The organism is Streptomyces sp. NPDC058257 (assembly GCF_042881845.1).
Taxonomy (GTDB): Bacteria; Actinomycetota; Actinomycetes; order Streptomycetales; family Streptomycetaceae; genus Streptomyces.
This window is the reverse complement of the sequence record NZ_JBHVXJ010000008.1, coordinates 278,203-292,598: the sequence shown is the minus strand read 5'-3', so window position 1 is coordinate 292,598 and position 14,396 is coordinate 278,203. Positions and strand designations below refer to the sequence as shown.

Here is a 14,396-nt window from a genome sequence, read left to right as displayed (position 1 = left end):
CGCCGTGGTTCCGGCCGGACGGCCACAGTCTGCCAAGACCTCTTGCCGGGGCGCATACGCGTCCGTACCATCAGCGCCACTCGAATTCGTACGGGCTCAAACGATAACGCGTTTCCTGTGGATACACCTCCCCTCCCCGGAGTCCCGGTATGGCCATCGATCACCACGGCACGCCCACGCCCGCGCCGCCCCTCTCCGCCACCTCCGCACCCGAGCGCCGTATCGGCGTCACCGGCATCGTCTTCTTCGTCGTCGCGGCGTCGGCCCCGCTCACCGTGGCCGCGGGTGGCATACCGCAGTCCCTCGGCGTCACGGGGATCCTGGGCATACCCCTCCTCTACCTCCTCGTCGGCGTCGTCCTCGCCCTCTTCAGCGCGGGGTACGCGGCGATGAGCCGGCACATCACGGGCGCCGGGGCGTTCTACGCGTACACGGCCCAGGGTCTCGGCCGCACCGCCGGTGTCGGCGCCGCCTTCGTCGCGCTGCTCGCGTACAACGCCATGCAGATCGGTATCGCGGGGCTCTTCGGAGCGACGACCGCGCAGTTCATCGACTCCAAGACCGGCGTCGACATCCCTTGGTGGGCGCTCGTCCTCGCGTGCATCGCCGTGGTGGGGGCGCTCGGGTACCGGCGCGTGGACCTGGGCGTGAAGGTGCTCGCCGTGCTGCTCGTACTCGAGTTCGGCACCGTGCTCGTCTTCGACATCGGGCAGTTCGCCGACGCGCCTGAGGGCATCTCCGCCACCCCGCTCACCTGGGGCGCCGCCACCGACGGCTCCCTCGGGGTCGCGCTGTGCTGCGTGTTCGCCGCGTACATGGGCTTCGAGTCCGCGGCGCTCTACAGCGAGGAGTGCCGTGATCCGCGCCGGACCGTGGCACGCGCGACGTACATCGCGGTCGGGCTCATCGGTGTCTTCTACGCGGCCACGGCGTGGGCGATGATCAGCGGCGCCGGCACCGGTCAGGCCACGAAGGTCGCGGCCGAGCAGGGGCCGGAGATGCTGTTCTTCCTCAGCGACCGGAGCAGCGGCCTGGGAGCGGCCTTCGCCGACTTCGCGCAGCTCTTCCTCATCACCAGCCTGCTCGCCGCGCTGCTTTCGTTCCACAACGCCGTCGCGCGGTACGCACGTTCACTCGGACGGGAGGGTGTGCTGCCGCGCGGGCTCGGGGTGATCCACTCGCGGCACGGGTCTCCGCACCGGGGCTCCCTGCTCCAGACCGCGCTCAGTCTCGCCGTCATCGGCGTCTTCGCGCTCGCCGGGCGCGACCCGGTGATGGACGTCTTCACGTGGCTGACCAACCTCGGCGCCCTCGGAGTCATCCTGCTCCTGCTCGCCACGTCGGCCTCCGTCGTCGCCTACTTCGCGCGCCGCCGCGAGCTGAGCGAGCCCCTGTGGAACCGGCTCGTCGCCCCGCTCCTGTCGGGCGCCGCGCTCGCGGTCTTCTTCTGGCTCGCGCTGACCAACTTCAGCGTCCAGCTGGGGGTTTCGTCCGGCAACCCGCTGCGGTGGATCCTGCCGTCCCTGATCCTCATCGCCGCCGCGGCGGGAGTCGTGTGGGGGCTCTGGTTGCGGAGGGCCCGACCGGAGACGTATGCGGGGATCGGGTCGGCGGCGGGGCAGTAGGTAGCTGTTGGGGGCTGAGCGAGCCGCGCGGGCTGAGCGGGCTGAGCGAGCCATGCGGGCTCAGCGGGCTGAGCGAGCTGTGCGAGCCGCGCGGGCTGCGCTCGCGTTCCCCTTACAGTCCGCTCTCCAGCAGCGTTCCGCCGTTCCATGTCACGCCCACCTGGCGGTAGTACGCGCCGATCGGCTCCTCGACCGTCAGCGCGGCCAGCTCCTCCGTGGGCGCGTCGAAGAGGTCGAGCTCGGCCTCGCCCGACCAGGACTGGCCGCCCTCGAAGGAAGCGGCACCGGATGCGATGAGTTCGTCCAGGGCCAGCCCCTTCCCCTCGATGGCGGGGAGTTGGCGGTGGTGGGCCATGGGGTGGGCGTTGACGAAGCCGTTCGTCCCGGAGGGTTCGCGCAGGGCGACCACGGCCTGGGCGAGGCGGCGGTCGGCGGCGGCGAGGGTGGCACCGAAGGTGGCGCCCGCCTCGATGCGGGGCGCGGGGCCGAAGGGGTGCGGGCGGGTCAGGTGGATCGAGCCGAGCTTCTTCGGGTAGCCCTGGTGGTTGCCGCGGGCGACGGCGAAATCCTTGTCGACCCAGATGTAGACGCAGCGGGAGTAGGTACGGCCCCGGTAGCCGCAGCGCACGACGGCGAAGCACTCCTTGTACTGGGCCCGCACCGGGTCGAGCAGCTCCTCCTTGGAGCCCCCGCAGGACTGCCAGTCGGCCCAGATGAGAGCTACGGCGCCGGGGTCGTCGGCCGCCAGGTCGAGCGGCGCGGGGAGGAGTTCGCGGACCCTGGCCGGGTCGGTGCGGTACTCGACGGTGAGCAGGTCGCCCGAGTAGTGCCAGGGCGGGGCCGGAATGAGCGAGGAGCGGCCTGTCGCGGTCTTGGGCGGGAAGAATCCTTGAACTCCGGTCACGGGATGGCTCCTTGGGTGGTCGCCGCTACTGCCGCCTATTCGTTTGGGTCCGTACGATATGCCTCCGGCGACGAGGACGCCATGGGCACGGCGCCGGTCGGCGCGACGGCGAGGCGGGGCAATCGGGCGGGCGGGAGAGCTTGTTCGCCCAGAGGTGGACGCGGGGCAATCGGGCGGGTGGGCGGGAGAGCCTGTTCGGCGGGAGCAGGACGCGAGGCAATCGGACGGGCGGGTGGGCGGGGAGAGCCCCCACGACACTGAAGTCCACACGGAGCAAGCCCACTTACCGCCCAACCCGCCCGAAGGGCTTGCGCAGACCCCCCGAGGATTCCTATCGTTTGGTCTCAAACGATAACCCCGATCCACCTCGCAGAAAGGCTGGAATCCGGGTGAGTGAAGCGACAGTCGCAGAGACAGTGGAAGCGCTACGCGCCCAAGGCACGGACATCGTCCGCGTCATCTACCCCGACCTCATAGGCGCCGACCGCGGCCGGGACATCCTCGTCGGACACCTGCCGAGCGCCTGCGGCCACGGACTTTCCTTCTGCCGCGCCGTCTACCACACCACCCCCCAGGGTGACGTCGTTCCCGTCGCGGGCGGGCTCGATGCAGGGCTCCCGGACGTCTCCGTACGGCCCGATCTGTCCACACTCCAGGCCCTGCCCTGGGAACCCGGCGTCGCCTGGTGCCTCGGGGACACCTTCGATCCCACGACCGGCGAGCTCGCCCCGGAGTCCCCACGCACCCTGCTGCGGCACGTACTTGAGAGCGCCGACGAGTACGCCGACGGCGCCGTCACCCCCGTCGTCGGGCCCGAGCTGGAGTACTTCCTGTGCGAGGCCGACCCCGCGACGCCCTCCGGATGGTCCGTCTACGGCGGCGCCACCGGCAACGTATACAGCGCGGGCCGGCGCGGTGACCCGGACGGACATCTCCTGCGCACCCTGCGCTCCCTGGCCGAGCTCGGCATCGGCGTCATCGCGGGCAACCACGAGTTCGACGGCGGGCAGTTCGAGATCAACCTCGACCACTCCGCCGCCATGGACGCCGCGGACCGCGCCTTCCGCTTCAAGGCCGCCGTCAAGGAGAACGCCCGCCGAGAGGGGCGGCTCGCGACCTTCATGGCCAAGCCGTTCAACGGACTCGGCGGCTCCGGCTTCCATCTGCACGTCTCGCTCGTCGATGCCGCAGGACACAACGTGTTCGAGGACACGGGAGCCCCCGACGGCCTCTCCGCGACCGCCCGGCACGCCATCGCCGGACTCCTGCGCCACGCGCCCGCGCTCAGCGCCCTGCTCAACCCGACGATCAACTCCTACAAACGCTTCGGCCCCGACACCCTCGCCCCCTGGCTGATCGACTGGGGCCTCGACAACCGCAGCGCCATGCTCCGGGTACCGCCCGAGAGGGGCGCGGGAACCAGGCTGGAGCTGCGGCTCGGCGACGCCTCCGCCAACGCCTATCTCGCCATAGCGGGCGCCGTCGCCGCCCTGCTCCTCGGCATCCGCGACAAGGCGGAGCCGCCCGCGCCCCTGGAGGGCTACGGCTACCAGGAGGACTCCGCGCCCCGCCTCCCCGGCACGCTCGGCGCCGCCCTCGACGCCCTGGAGGCCGACGAGGCACTGACCGGGCTCCTGGGCGCGGAGTTCACCGACGCCTTCCTCACGTACAAGCGCGACGAGATCGAACGCTTCCGACGGCACGTCACCGAGTGGGAGTTCACGGAGTACGCCTTCCTCATCTGACCGCTGCCCCCTCCCCCTGAAGGAGTACGTCCATGAGTACGGTCACGGGGCCGGCGCCCCTCGCGCTGTCCGACGTCGATCTCTCCGACAACGACAAGTTCACCGACGGCGCGCTCCCCTGGCGGATGTTCGACGTGCTGCGCCGGGAGGACCCCGTCCACTGGCAGCCCGAGCCCGCGCCCAACTCCGGCTTCTGGGCGGTCACCCGGCACGAGGACATCGTGCGCGTGGACCGCGACCCGGAGACCTTCACCTCGACGCGGTTCACGAACCTCGAAGAGGTCGACGAGGATCAGATCGCCCTGCGCCGCTCCCTCCTGGAGACCGACGGCATGCGCCACCGGGCGATGCGGCTGATCCTGCAGAAGCAGTTCACGCCGCGCGCGGTGGCGACGTACGAGACGTTCCTGCGCGGGCTCACCGCCCGTACGCTCGATGCCGCGCTCCCCAAGGGGACCTTCGACTTCGTGCGGGAGGTCTCGGCCGACTTCCCCATCAATGTGCTCGCCCGGATGCTCGACGTTCCGGGGGAGGACACCCAGCGGCTCATCGACTGGGGCAACCGCATCATCGGCAACACCGACCCCGACTACGCCGACGTACTCCTGGAGAGCGCGGAGAGCGAGCAGTACCGCGACCTGCCCTTCCGCTCCCCCGCCGCGCTCGAAGTCTTCGAGTACGGGCGGAAGTTGGCCGCCAAGCGGCGTGGCGGTGACGGTGGGGACCTGGTGAGCACGCTGGTCAACAACTCGCCCAGGGACGGCGTCCCGCTCTCCGACACCGACTTCGACAACTACTTCCTGCTGCTCGTCGTCGCGGGCAACGAGACGACCCGGCACGCCATTTCGCACTCCATGCTCGCGCTGATCAACCACCCCCAGGAGCGGGCCAGGCTCACCGCCGACCCCTCGCTCATCCCGGGCGGCGTCGAGGAGTGCCTGCGCTGGGCCTCGCCCGTCTACCACTTCCGGCGGACGGCGACCCGTGACGTGGAGCTGGGAGGAAAGCTGATCAAGGAAGGCGACAAGGTCGTGCTGTGGTTCGCCTCGGGCAACCGTGACGCGGACGTCTTCCCGGATCCGTACCGCTTCGACGTCACCCGCGAGAACATCGATCACGTCACCTTCGGCAAGGGCAGCCCGCACTTCTGCCTGGGCAACTCCCTGGCCCGCCTGGAGATGCGGATCATGTTCGAGGAGCTGCTGCCGCGGCTCGCGGACATCCGGGTGACCGGTGAGGTGCGCCGCGTACGGTCGAACTTCGTGAACGGGATCAAGGAGCTGCCGGTCACGGTGACGCTGACATAGCCGGTCACGGTGACGCCGGCATAGCCGGTCACGGTGACGCCGGCATGAGGGTCAGCCGCCGGACGTGTCCAGCTCCGCGTCCTCGCTGATGCCCGCGCAGTCGTAGGGGTCCTTCAGCCAGCCGTCCGGCAGGACCACGCGGTTGTTGCCCGACGTACGGCCACGCGGCCCGTCGGCGCCCGTCGGCCATGCCTGATCGAGGTCCAACTCACCGAGCCCGTCCTCCAGTTCAGCGAGGGACGAGGTGATCGCGAGGCGCTTGCGCATCTCCGAGCCGACGGCGAAGCCCTTCAGGTACCAGGCGACGTGCTTGCGGAAGTCGATGACACCGCGCGCCTCGTCGCCGATCCACTCGCCGAGGAGCGTCGCGTGCCGCAGCATGACGGCGGCGACCTCGCGCAGGTCCGGGGCCTTGGGTGCGCCGGTGCCCTCGAAGGCGGCCACCAGGTCACCGAAGAGCCAGGGGCGGCCGAGGCAGCCGCGGCCCACGACTACGCCGTCGCAGCCGGTCTCCTTCATCATCCGCCGCGCGTCGGCGGCGGACCAGATGTCGCCGTTGCCCAGGACGGGGATCTCGGGGACGTGCTCCTTGAGGCGGGCGATGGCGTCCCAGTCGGCGGTGCCGCCGTAGTGCTGGGCGGCGGTGCGGCCATGCAGGGCGATCGCCGTGACGCCCTCCTCGACGGCGATGCGGCCCGCGTCGAGGAAGGTGATGTGCTCGTCGTTGATGCCCTTGCGCATCTTCATGGTGACGGGCAGGTCCCCGGCGCCGCTGACGGCCTCACGGAGGATCGCGCGCAGCAGGGGGCGCTTGTACGGGAGCGCGGAGCCGCCGCCCTTGCGGGTGACCTTGGGGACGGGGCAGCCGAAGTTCAGGTCGATGTGATCGGCGAGGTTCTCCTCGGCGATCATGCGGACCGCCTTGCCGACGGTCGCCGGGTCGACGCCGTACAGCTGGATCGAGCGCGGCTTCTCGGTCTCGTCGAAGTGGATCAGCTGCATGGTCTTCTCGTTGCGCTCGACCAGGGCGCGCGTCGTGATCATCTCGCTGACGAAGAGGCCCTTGCCCCCGCTGAACTCCCGGCACAGCGTCCGGAACGGCGCGTTCGTGATGCCCGCCATGGGCGCGAGCACGACGGGCGGCCGCACGGCGTGCGGGCCGATCTGAAGCTGGGGCTCCATGGCGCGGGTTCCTCCGGGGGCGAGCTGTACGTTGCTGGGGCAGACCTCTTATTGTCCCTCATCCGCAGGACTGCCAGCGCGCCCGCCCGCAGGACCGCCCGTGGGACCGCCCGCAGGACCGCCCGCGCGCCCGCCCACACCACTGCCCGCACGCCCGGCCCTCACCAGGCGGTGCAGCTCCTCCGCGGCCGCCTGCGAGCGCGCGTCGGCCGGGACGTACGTCCCCAGGCGGCGACTGCCGCGCGGGCTCGGCTGAGGACTGAGGACTGAGGACTGAGAGCTGAGGGCAGAGGGGCGGATGGGCCCGGGGGGGGCGGTGCGCCCCCGGCGCACGACGTAAGGCGATGCGGCGTACGGCGTACGCCCACGCACGCGGCACCCGCCCGGCCGGGATACCGTCGAACACATGCCCCCGCAAGAGCTGACGCACCGCCGACGCATGCTCGTCCTCGCCATCTGCTGTATGAGCCTGCTCATCGTCAGTCTCGACAACACCGTCCTGAACGTCGCCCTGCCCACCATGGCGCGGGAGTTCGGCACCAGCATCTCGGGCATGCAGTGGACGATCGACGCCTACACCCTCGTACTCGCCGCGCTCCTCATGCTCGCGGGCTCGACGGCCGACCGCGTGGGGCGCCGGAAGATCTTCAAGGTCGGCCTGGTGATCTTCACGGTCGCTTCGGTCGCCTGTTCCCTCGCGCCCAACCTGGAATCCCTCGTGGCCTTCCGCATGGCCCAGGCGGTCGGCGGCTCCATGCTCAACCCGGTCGCGATGTCGATCATCACCAACACCTTCACCGACCCCCGCGAACGGGCCCGCGCCATCGGGGTCTGGGGCGGTGTCGTAGGCATCTCCATGGCGGCGGGCCCGCTGGTGGGCGGCCTCCTCGTGGACTCCGTCGGCTGGCGCTCCATCTTCTGGATCAACCTGCCGGTCGGCCTCGCGGCGCTCCTCCTCACCATCCGGTACGTCCCCGAGTCCCGCGCCCCCAAGCCGCGCCGCCCCGACCCGGTGGGCCAGCTCCTGGTCATCGTGCTGCTCGGCGCCCTGACGTACGCGATCATCGAGGCCCCGACGGCGGGCTGGACGTCACCGCTGATCATCGTGTTCGCGGGCGTGGCGCTCCTGGCCCTCATCGGTCTCCTCGCCTACGAGCCGCGCCGCGTCGACCCCCTCATCGACCTGCGCTTCTTCCGCTCGGCGCCGTTCAGCGGGGCGACAGTGATCGCGGTCAGCGCCTTCGCCGCGCTCGGCGGCTTCCTCTTCCTCTCCACGCTCTACCTCCAGAACGTGCGCGGCCTGAACGCCCTGCACGCGGGCGTGTGGATGCTGCCGATGGCCGCGATGACGCTGGTCTGCGCCCCGCTGTCGGGCCGCCTGGTCGGCAGCCGGGGCCCGCGCGTCCCGCTCCTGATCGCGGGGGTCGCGATGACGGTCTCGGGGGTCCTGTTCGCCGCGTTCGACGCGGAGACCACGAACGGGACGCTCTTCCTCGGATACGCCCTCTTCGGCCTCGGCTTCGGCTTCGTGAACGCCCCCATCACCAACACGGCCGTCTCCGGAATGCCCCGCTCCCAGGCGGGCGTCGCCGCCGCCGTCGCCTCCACGAGCCGCCAGATCGGCCAGACCCTGGGAGTCGCGGTCATCGGAGCCGTCCTGGCCTCCGGGGTGGGATCCTCGTCGTACGCGGCCGCCTTCACCGAGGCGAGCCGCCCCGCCTGGTGGATCATCGCGGGCTGCGGCCTCGCGGTCCTGATCCTCGGCGCGCTGACGAGCGGCCGGTGGGCGAGGGAGACGGCGCGGCGGACGGCCGAATGCCTGGAGAGCGTGCCGCAGGGACCTCGTACGGATACGGCCCACCCTGATCGGCGTTCGGCCCAGTCCTGAGCTAACGCTCGAACTACGCTCGTCCTGTGACTGAGAATGACTGAGAATGCGACTGGGACTGGGACTGGGACTTGGGACCACACGGCATCAGGCGTACTACGACTCCCCTCGGGTCGGCTCGTCCGCGGCCGGGGCCTGCGGCACCCGCTCCCGGCCGGCCCGACGCCCACCTTCGCGCTGTATCTCCTGGCCAAGGAGCCGCCCGCCGTCGCCTGGGAGGCCCGTTGGCTGCGCTGGCCCGACTTCCGGCTGCCCACCGACCGCGCGGAGACGGCCGCGGCCCTGCGCGAGGCGCTGGAGCGGGCGGAGACCGAACGGATCGAGGTCGCGTGCGGCGGCGGCCGGGGGCGTACGGGGACGGCGCTGGCGTGCATGGCGGTACTGGACGGAGTGCCGGGCGGCGAGGCGGTCGCGTACGTGCGGGAGCACTATGCCCCGCGGGCGGTGGAGACGCCGTGGCAGCGGAGGTTCGTGAAGCGGTTCGGCTGACGCCGAGGGCAGGCGTGAGGACCGGGAGAGCGTCGAACGGGAGAGCGGGGAGCACGGCATGGCGGATCTGCGGCTGATCACCGGGGCGCCGGGGGCGGGCAAGTCGACGCTGCTGGCGCATCTGCGTCAGGACCCGCGCCAGAACCTGCGGCAACACCCACGCCAAGGCCCCTTCACCGTCGTCGACTTCGACGAGCTGCCTGATCCCGACGGCCGGCTGCTCGGCATCGAGATCACCTCACCCGACGCCGGCGCCGTCTGGCCGGACTACAACCGTCTGTGGGTGCGCGTCGCGAGCATGCTGACGCGGGGGAACCAGCCGGTCCTGGTGACCTGCCCGCTCACTCCGGCCGAATGGGAGGCCGCCGCAGCCGGTGTGGCCGATGCGCCCGAGCCCGAGTGGGCGCTCCTGGACTGCGACGACCGGGACCGGCGCACACGTCTGACAGCGCGTGGCTGGGACGACGCGGAGATCGAGGAGGCGCTCCAGGACGCGCGGGAACTGCGCGACCTCATCGGCACGGGGTTCTCCACCTCCGGCCGCGCCCCCTGCGACACGGCGACGGCAGTCGCGGCGTGGCTCGGAGAGGTCAGGGCACCGAAGGGTCCACCGTCGCCTGATGCTCCTCGGCGAGATGCTCCTCCGCCTTGAGCCACGGCAGGAACTGGGCGCGCTTCTCCCAGCCGCACGTGTCGCAGCTCAACTGCCGTTGGACACCGGACTTTCGCACGTGCACGACATGCTCGCGCCCGTGCTGGTCCCATCTGCTGACCTTGCTCGTGGTCATCGAAGGCATGGCGAACAGTGTGCAGCACAAGCCCCCGGATCCGTATGCCGATCCGGGGGCTTCTTTCAACCTTCATTCAACGAACGCCAGGCGCCGAGCACCGAGCGTCAGGCGCCAGGCGTCAGCAGCCCACCAGGCGCGAGGCGAGGTAGCCCTCGATCTGGTCGAGGGAGACCCGCTCCTGCTTCATCGAGTCACGCTCGCGCACCGTGACCGCGTTGTCGTCCAGGGTGTCGAAGTCGACCGTCACGCAGTACGGCGTGCCGATCTCGTCCTGGCGGCGGTAGCGGCGGCCGATGGCACCCGCGTCGTCGAAGTCGATGTTCCAGTTCTGGCGCAGGGCCGTGGCCAGGCCCTTGGCCTTCGGCGACAGCTCCGGGTTGCGGGAGAGCGGGAGCACCGCGACCTTCACCGGGGCGATGCGGTGGTCGAAGCGCATGACCGTCCGCTTCTCCAGCTTGCCCTTGGCGTTGGGCGCCTCGTCCTCGATGTAGGAGTCGAGGAGGAAGGCGAGCATGGTGCGGCCGACGCCGGCCGCGGGCTCGATGACGTACGGAGTCCAGCGCTCGCCGGCCTCCTGGTCGAAGTACGACAGGTCCTGGCCCGAGGCCTTGGAGTGCGCGGAGAGGTCGTAGTCCGTGCGGTTGGCGACGCCTTCGAGCTCGCCCCACTCGCTGCCGCCGAAGCGGAAGCGGTACTCGATGTCAGCGGTGCGCTTGGAGTAGTGGGAGAGCTTCTCCTTCGGGTGCTCGAACCACCGCATGTTCTCCTCGCGCAGGCCCAGGCCGGTGTACCAGTTCCAGCGCTGCTCCATCCAGTACTCCTGCCACTTCTCGTCCTCGCCCGGCTTGACGAAGAACTCCATCTCCATCTGCTCGAACTCGCGGGTCCGGAAGATGAAGTTGCCGGGCGTGATCTCGTTGCGGAAGGACTTGCCCATCTGCGCGATGCCGAACGGCGGCTTCTTGCGCGAAGTCTGCTGGACCTGGCCGAAGTTGGTGAAGATGCCCTGCGCGGTCTCGGGGCGCAGATAGGCCACGGAGCCGCTGTCCTGCGTCGGGCCCAGGTGCGTGGAGAGCATGCCGGAGAACTGCTTGGGCTCGGTGAACTGACCCTTGGTGCCGCAGTTCGGGCAGTTGACCTCGGCCAGGCTCTCGGGCGGACGGCCGTGCTTGGCCTCGTACGCCTCTTCCAGGTGGTCGGCGCGGTGGCGCTTGTGGCAGGAGAGGCACTCGGTCAACGGGTCGGAGAACGTCGCGACGTGACCCGAGGCCTGCCAGACCTCCGTGGCCAGGATCACCGACGAGTCGATACCGACGACGTCCTCACGCGAAGTGACCATGTAGCGCCACCACTGGCGCTTGAGGTTCTCCTTGAGCTCGACGCCGAGGGGCCCGTAATCCCAGGCGGCACGCTGGCCGCCGTAGATCTCACTGCACGGGTAAACAAAGCCACGGCGCTTGCTCAGGCTGACGATGCTGTCGATCTTGTCGGCGGCCACGGTGCTCTCTTCATTACGACGGTGGAATGTTGGATGGGCGGCGCGAAGCGCCTCGTTGAGGGGCGGAGGTCGGGAGACGGGCGGGCGAATGACTCAGGTTACCGGCGGCCTTACCCCCCTAATCAAATCGGTTCATGGTCGACCGCACATCCACGGCACATCCACGGCACATCGGACAGCTAGTTGACAATCGTTTCCACATTTGTTGAAAATGAGTGTCATGAACGTACGTCGCCTCATACCCACCGCCGCCATCGCCTCCGCCACGGTCCTCGGCCTCACGGCCCTGTCCGCCTGCTCGTCCTCCAGCTCCGCGGACAAGAACGGTGACGGCAAGCTGAACGTGACGGCGTCGTTCTACCCCATGCAGTACCTGGCCCAGGAGATAGGCGGCGACCACGTCGCCGTCGACACCCTGACCAAGCCGGGCGTCGAGCCGCACGACCTGGAGCTCAGCCCGAAGCAGACCGCCTACCTCGGCGAATCGGACGTCATCCTCTACCTCAAGGGCATCCAGCCCGCCGTCGACGACGCCATCGGCCAGTCCGGCGTGGAGAACACCGTGGATGCCGCGAAGCTCACCAAGCTGGAGAAGCACGGCACGGGGGTCGGCCACGACCACGGCCACGAGGGCGAAGAGCACTCCGACGAGGAAGAGCACGGCCACGAGGACGAGGCGGGCGCCGACCCGCACATCTGGCTCGACCCGGTGAAGTACGCCGAGGTCGCCAAGGGCGTCGGCAAGGCCATGGAGAAGGCCGACCCGGACCACGCGGCGGCGTACAAGAAGAACACCGAAGCCCTGGTCAAGAAGTTGGACGGCCTGAACACGGAGTTCGAGAACGGCCTGAGGAACACCAAGACCAAGACCTTCATCACCACGCACTCCGCCTTCGGCTACCTCGCCGAGCGCTACGGCCTGGAGCAGGAGAGCATCGCGGGCATCGACCCCGAGTCGGACCCGAGCCCCGCCCGCATCAAGGAGCTCCAGGACATCGCCAAGGAGGACAAGGTCTCCACGGTGTTCTTCGAGACCCTCGCCAGCGACAAGACCGCCAAGACGCTCGCCACCGACGCGAGCCTCAAGACGGACGTCCTCGACCCCCTTGAGGGAATTACGGACAAGTCCAAGGGCGATGACTACATCGGGGTCATGGAGTCCAACCTCGCCGCACTGCAGAAGGCACTCGGCGCGAAGTGAACGCACGGCTAGCAGCATCGGAGGCGCACGCCATGGAAGCCACAGACGCAGCGGGGCCCACCTCGCCCGTCATATCCGTGCGGGCGGCCACGGCCACCCTGGGCGCGCGTCCCGTGCTGCGCGGCATCGACCTCACCGTCGAGCGCGGTGAGGTCGTCGCCCTGCTCGGCGCGAACGGCTCGGGCAAGTCCACCGCCGTCCGCTCCGTGATCGGCCAAGTCCCGCTCACCGGCGGCGACATAAGCCTCTTCGGCACCCCCCTGAAGCGCTTTCGCCAGTGGGCCCGCATCGGCTACGTACCGCAGCGCACCACGGCCGCCGGCGGCGTCCCCGCGACGATCCGCGAGGTCGTCTCGGCGGGACGCCTCTCGCGTACGAAGCCGGCGAGGCTGGGCTGGGCGACGAAGGCCGACCGTGCGGCGGTCGACCGGGCCATCAGGCTCGTCGGCCTCGCCGACCGCGCCAGGGACTCCGTGAGCGCCCTCTCCGGCGGCCAGCACCAGCGCGTACTCATCGCCCGCGCGCTCGCCTCCGAGCCCGAGCTGCTGATCATGGACGAGCCCATGGCGGGCGTCGACCTGGCCAGCCAGGAGATCCTCGCCCAGACCCTGCGCGAGCAGGTCGCCGCCGGTACGACGGTCCTGCTCGTGCTGCACGAGCTCGGCGCCCTCGAACCGCTGATCGACCGCGCGGTCGTCCTGCGCGACGGCTGCGTGACGCACGACGGCCCGCCGCCCAAGGCCACGGGACAGCACGCGCTGCCCGGCCACGACCACGTACATCCGCACTCGGCCGATGAGCCGATCCGCACGGGACTGCTGACCTGATCATGGAAATCTTCCAGACCGAATTCATGCAGCGGGCGCTGATCGCCGCCGTCCTGGTCGGCATCACGGCCCCCGCCATCGGCATCTACCTCGTCCAGCGCCGCCAGGCCCTGATGGGCGACGGCATCGGCCACATCGCCATGACGGGCGTCGGCCTCGGCTTCCTGCTCAACTCCAGCCCCGTGTGGATGGCGACGCTGATCGCCGTGGTCGGTGCGGTGACGATGGAGCTGATCAGGGCGTACGGCAAGACGCGCGGCGACATCGCCCTCGCGATGCTCTTCTACGGCGGCATGGCGGGCGGTGTCCTGCTGATCAACCTCTCGGACACCGGCTCCAACGCGAACCTCTCCTCGTACCTCTTCGGCTCGCTCTCGACGGTCTCGGACTCCGACGTCACGGCGATCTGCCTGCTCGCGGCCTTTGTGGTCCTGGTCACGGTCGGCCTGCGCAAGCAGCTGTTCGCGGTGAGCCAGGACGAGGAGTTCGCGCGGGTGACGGGCCTGCCCGTGCGCGCCCTCAACCTGCTCATCGCCGTCACGGCGGCGGTGACGGTGACGGTCGCGATGCGCGTCGTGGGGCTGCTCCTGGTGAGCGCGCTCATGGTGGTGCCGGTCGCCGCGGCTCAGCAGATCACCCGCTCGTTCAAGGTGACGTTCATCCTGTCGGTGGTCATCGGCACCGCGGTGACCCTCTCCGGCACGGTCACGTCGTACTACCAGGACGTGCCGCCCGGCGCGACGATCGTCCTGATGGCGATCGGCGTCTTCGTCGTCCTGACGGCGCTCGCGACCCCCTTGGCCAGGCGCCGGGCACGGGCCGTGGCCGGCACGGACGCGACCTGCACGGCGGATGCCACCAAGGACGCCACCCAGGACGTGCCCGGGGCGCGGCGCCCGGCGGACGAGGTCACCGTCTGAGAGCGAGCTGGCACAATGG

The 14,396-nt window shown here is 70.1% G+C and carries 13 protein-coding genes; 9 read left to right on the top strand and 4 right to left on the bottom strand.

Annotation, left to right across the window (positions count from 1 at the left end; all coding sequences use genetic code 11):
- Positions 1–149 precede the first annotated feature (149 nt).
- On the top strand, positions 150–1,625 hold the full coding sequence (locus ACFVXC_RS21485) for an APC family permease (protein ID WP_389907365.1): 1,476 nt from the start codon (positions 150–152) through the stop codon (positions 1,623–1,625).
- A gap of 112 nt (positions 1,626–1,737) precedes the next feature.
- Here the strand turns inward: ACFVXC_RS21485 and ACFVXC_RS21480 are convergent, their stop codons facing one another.
- A complete protein-coding gene (locus ACFVXC_RS21480) occupies positions 1,738–2,529 on the bottom strand; it encodes an acetoacetate decarboxylase family protein (RefSeq protein WP_389907363.1) in 792 nt (263 codons plus the stop codon).
- Between the two features lie 389 nt (positions 2,530–2,918).
- Here ACFVXC_RS21480 and ACFVXC_RS21475 point away from each other — a divergent pair, with 389 nt between their 5' ends.
- On the top strand, positions 2,919–4,274 hold the full coding sequence (locus ACFVXC_RS21475) for a glutamine synthetase family protein (protein WP_389907361.1): 1,356 nt from the start codon (positions 2,919–2,921) through the stop codon (positions 4,272–4,274).
- A 32-nt stretch (positions 4,275–4,306) separates the two neighbouring features.
- Complete coding sequence (locus ACFVXC_RS21470; protein ID WP_389907359.1) at positions 4,307–5,581, top strand: cytochrome P450; 1,275 nt, start codon at positions 4,307–4,309, stop codon at positions 5,579–5,581.
- Positions 5,582–5,632: 51 nt separating this feature from the next.
- Here ACFVXC_RS21470 and dusB read toward each other — a convergent pair whose 3' ends face one another.
- Positions 5,633–6,763 carry a tRNA dihydrouridine synthase DusB gene (gene dusB / locus ACFVXC_RS21465; RefSeq protein ID WP_389907357.1) on the bottom strand — a complete coding sequence of 377 codons (1,131 nt, stop codon included), beginning with the start codon at positions 6,761–6,763 and terminating at the stop codon, positions 5,633–5,635.
- A 406-nt stretch (positions 6,764–7,169) separates the two neighbouring features.
- Between dusB and ACFVXC_RS21460 the strand changes: the two genes are divergently transcribed.
- From ACFVXC_RS21460 to ACFVXC_RS21450, 3 genes are read left to right on the top strand one after another with little or no spacing between them, the layout of a single operon-like run.
- Positions 7,170–8,651, top strand: a complete 1,482-nt coding sequence (locus ACFVXC_RS21460) for an MFS transporter (RefSeq protein ID WP_389907355.1) — start codon at positions 7,170–7,172, stop codon at positions 8,649–8,651.
- A 36-nt stretch (positions 8,652–8,687) separates the two neighbouring features.
- The gene (locus tag ACFVXC_RS21455; protein WP_389907353.1) at positions 8,688–9,140 is read left to right on the top strand and encodes a protein-tyrosine phosphatase family protein; all 453 of its coding nucleotides are present in this window, start codon (positions 8,688–8,690) and stop codon (positions 9,138–9,140) included.
- A 58-nt stretch (positions 9,141–9,198) separates the two neighbouring features.
- Positions 9,199–9,792: a hypothetical protein gene (locus ACFVXC_RS21450; protein ID WP_389907351.1), complete on the top strand. Its 594-nt coding sequence runs from the start codon at positions 9,199–9,201 to the stop codon at positions 9,790–9,792.
- Here the strand turns inward: ACFVXC_RS21450 and ACFVXC_RS21445 are convergent.
- On the bottom strand, positions 9,731–9,937 hold the full coding sequence (locus ACFVXC_RS21445) for a hypothetical protein (protein WP_389907349.1): 207 nt from the start codon (positions 9,935–9,937) through the stop codon (positions 9,731–9,733). The two genes, ACFVXC_RS21450 and ACFVXC_RS21445, sit on opposite strands and share 62 nt — an antisense overlap.
- 112 nt (positions 9,938–10,049) lie before the next feature.
- The gene (locus ACFVXC_RS21440; RefSeq protein WP_389907347.1) at positions 10,050–11,429 is read right to left on the bottom strand and encodes a glycine--tRNA ligase; all 1,380 of its coding nucleotides are present in this window, start codon (positions 11,427–11,429) and stop codon (positions 10,050–10,052) included.
- Positions 11,430–11,649: 220 nt separating this feature from the next.
- On the opposite strand from ACFVXC_RS21440, the gene ACFVXC_RS21435 reads away from it, so the two are divergent.
- The 3 genes from ACFVXC_RS21435 to ACFVXC_RS21425 are packed head-to-tail and all read left to right on the top strand — an operon-like array spanning position 11,650 to position 14,377.
- Positions 11,650–12,630: a metal ABC transporter substrate-binding protein gene (locus tag ACFVXC_RS21435; protein WP_389907345.1), complete on the top strand. Its 981-nt coding sequence runs from the start codon at positions 11,650–11,652 to the stop codon at positions 12,628–12,630.
- A 32-nt stretch (positions 12,631–12,662) separates the two neighbouring features.
- Positions 12,663–13,457, top strand: coding sequence for a metal ABC transporter ATP-binding protein (locus tag ACFVXC_RS21430; protein WP_389907343.1), 795 nt, complete (start codon positions 12,663–12,665; stop codon positions 13,455–13,457).
- A gap of 2 nt (positions 13,458–13,459) precedes the next feature.
- Complete coding sequence (locus tag ACFVXC_RS21425; RefSeq protein ID WP_389907341.1) at positions 13,460–14,377, top strand: metal ABC transporter permease; 918 nt, start codon at positions 13,460–13,462, stop codon at positions 14,375–14,377.
- The last annotated feature ends 19 nt before the right edge of the window (positions 14,378–14,396 follow it).

What these genes read in the sequence shown, in the direction of transcription:
- ACFVXC_RS21485 (WP_389907365.1), top strand. Translation starts at nt 150, where the DNA reads ATGGCCATCGATCACCACGGCACGCCCACGCCCGCGCCGCCCCTCTCC.
- ACFVXC_RS21470 (WP_389907359.1), top strand. Translation starts at nt 4,307, where the DNA reads ATGAGTACGGTCACGGGGCCGGCGCCCCTCGCGCTGTCCGACGTCGAT.
- dusB (WP_389907357.1), bottom strand. Translation starts at nt 6,763, where the DNA reads ATGGAGCCCCAGCTTCAGATCGGCCCGCACGCCGTGCGGCCGCCCGTC.
- ACFVXC_RS21460 (WP_389907355.1), top strand. Translation starts at nt 7,170, where the DNA reads ATGCCCCCGCAAGAGCTGACGCACCGCCGACGCATGCTCGTCCTCGCC.
- ACFVXC_RS21455 (WP_389907353.1), top strand. Translation starts at nt 8,688, where the DNA reads ATGACTGAGAATGCGACTGGGACTGGGACTGGGACTTGGGACCACACG.
- ACFVXC_RS21450 (WP_389907351.1), top strand. Translation starts at nt 9,199, where the DNA reads ATGGCGGATCTGCGGCTGATCACCGGGGCGCCGGGGGCGGGCAAGTCG.
- ACFVXC_RS21445 (WP_389907349.1), bottom strand. Translation starts at nt 9,937, where the DNA reads ATGCCTTCGATGACCACGAGCAAGGTCAGCAGATGGGACCAGCACGGG.
- ACFVXC_RS21435 (WP_389907345.1), top strand. Translation starts at nt 11,650, where the DNA reads ATGAACGTACGTCGCCTCATACCCACCGCCGCCATCGCCTCCGCCACG.
- ACFVXC_RS21430 (WP_389907343.1), top strand. Translation starts at nt 12,663, where the DNA reads ATGGAAGCCACAGACGCAGCGGGGCCCACCTCGCCCGTCATATCCGTG.
- ACFVXC_RS21425 (WP_389907341.1), top strand. Translation starts at nt 13,460, where the DNA reads ATGGAAATCTTCCAGACCGAATTCATGCAGCGGGCGCTGATCGCCGCC.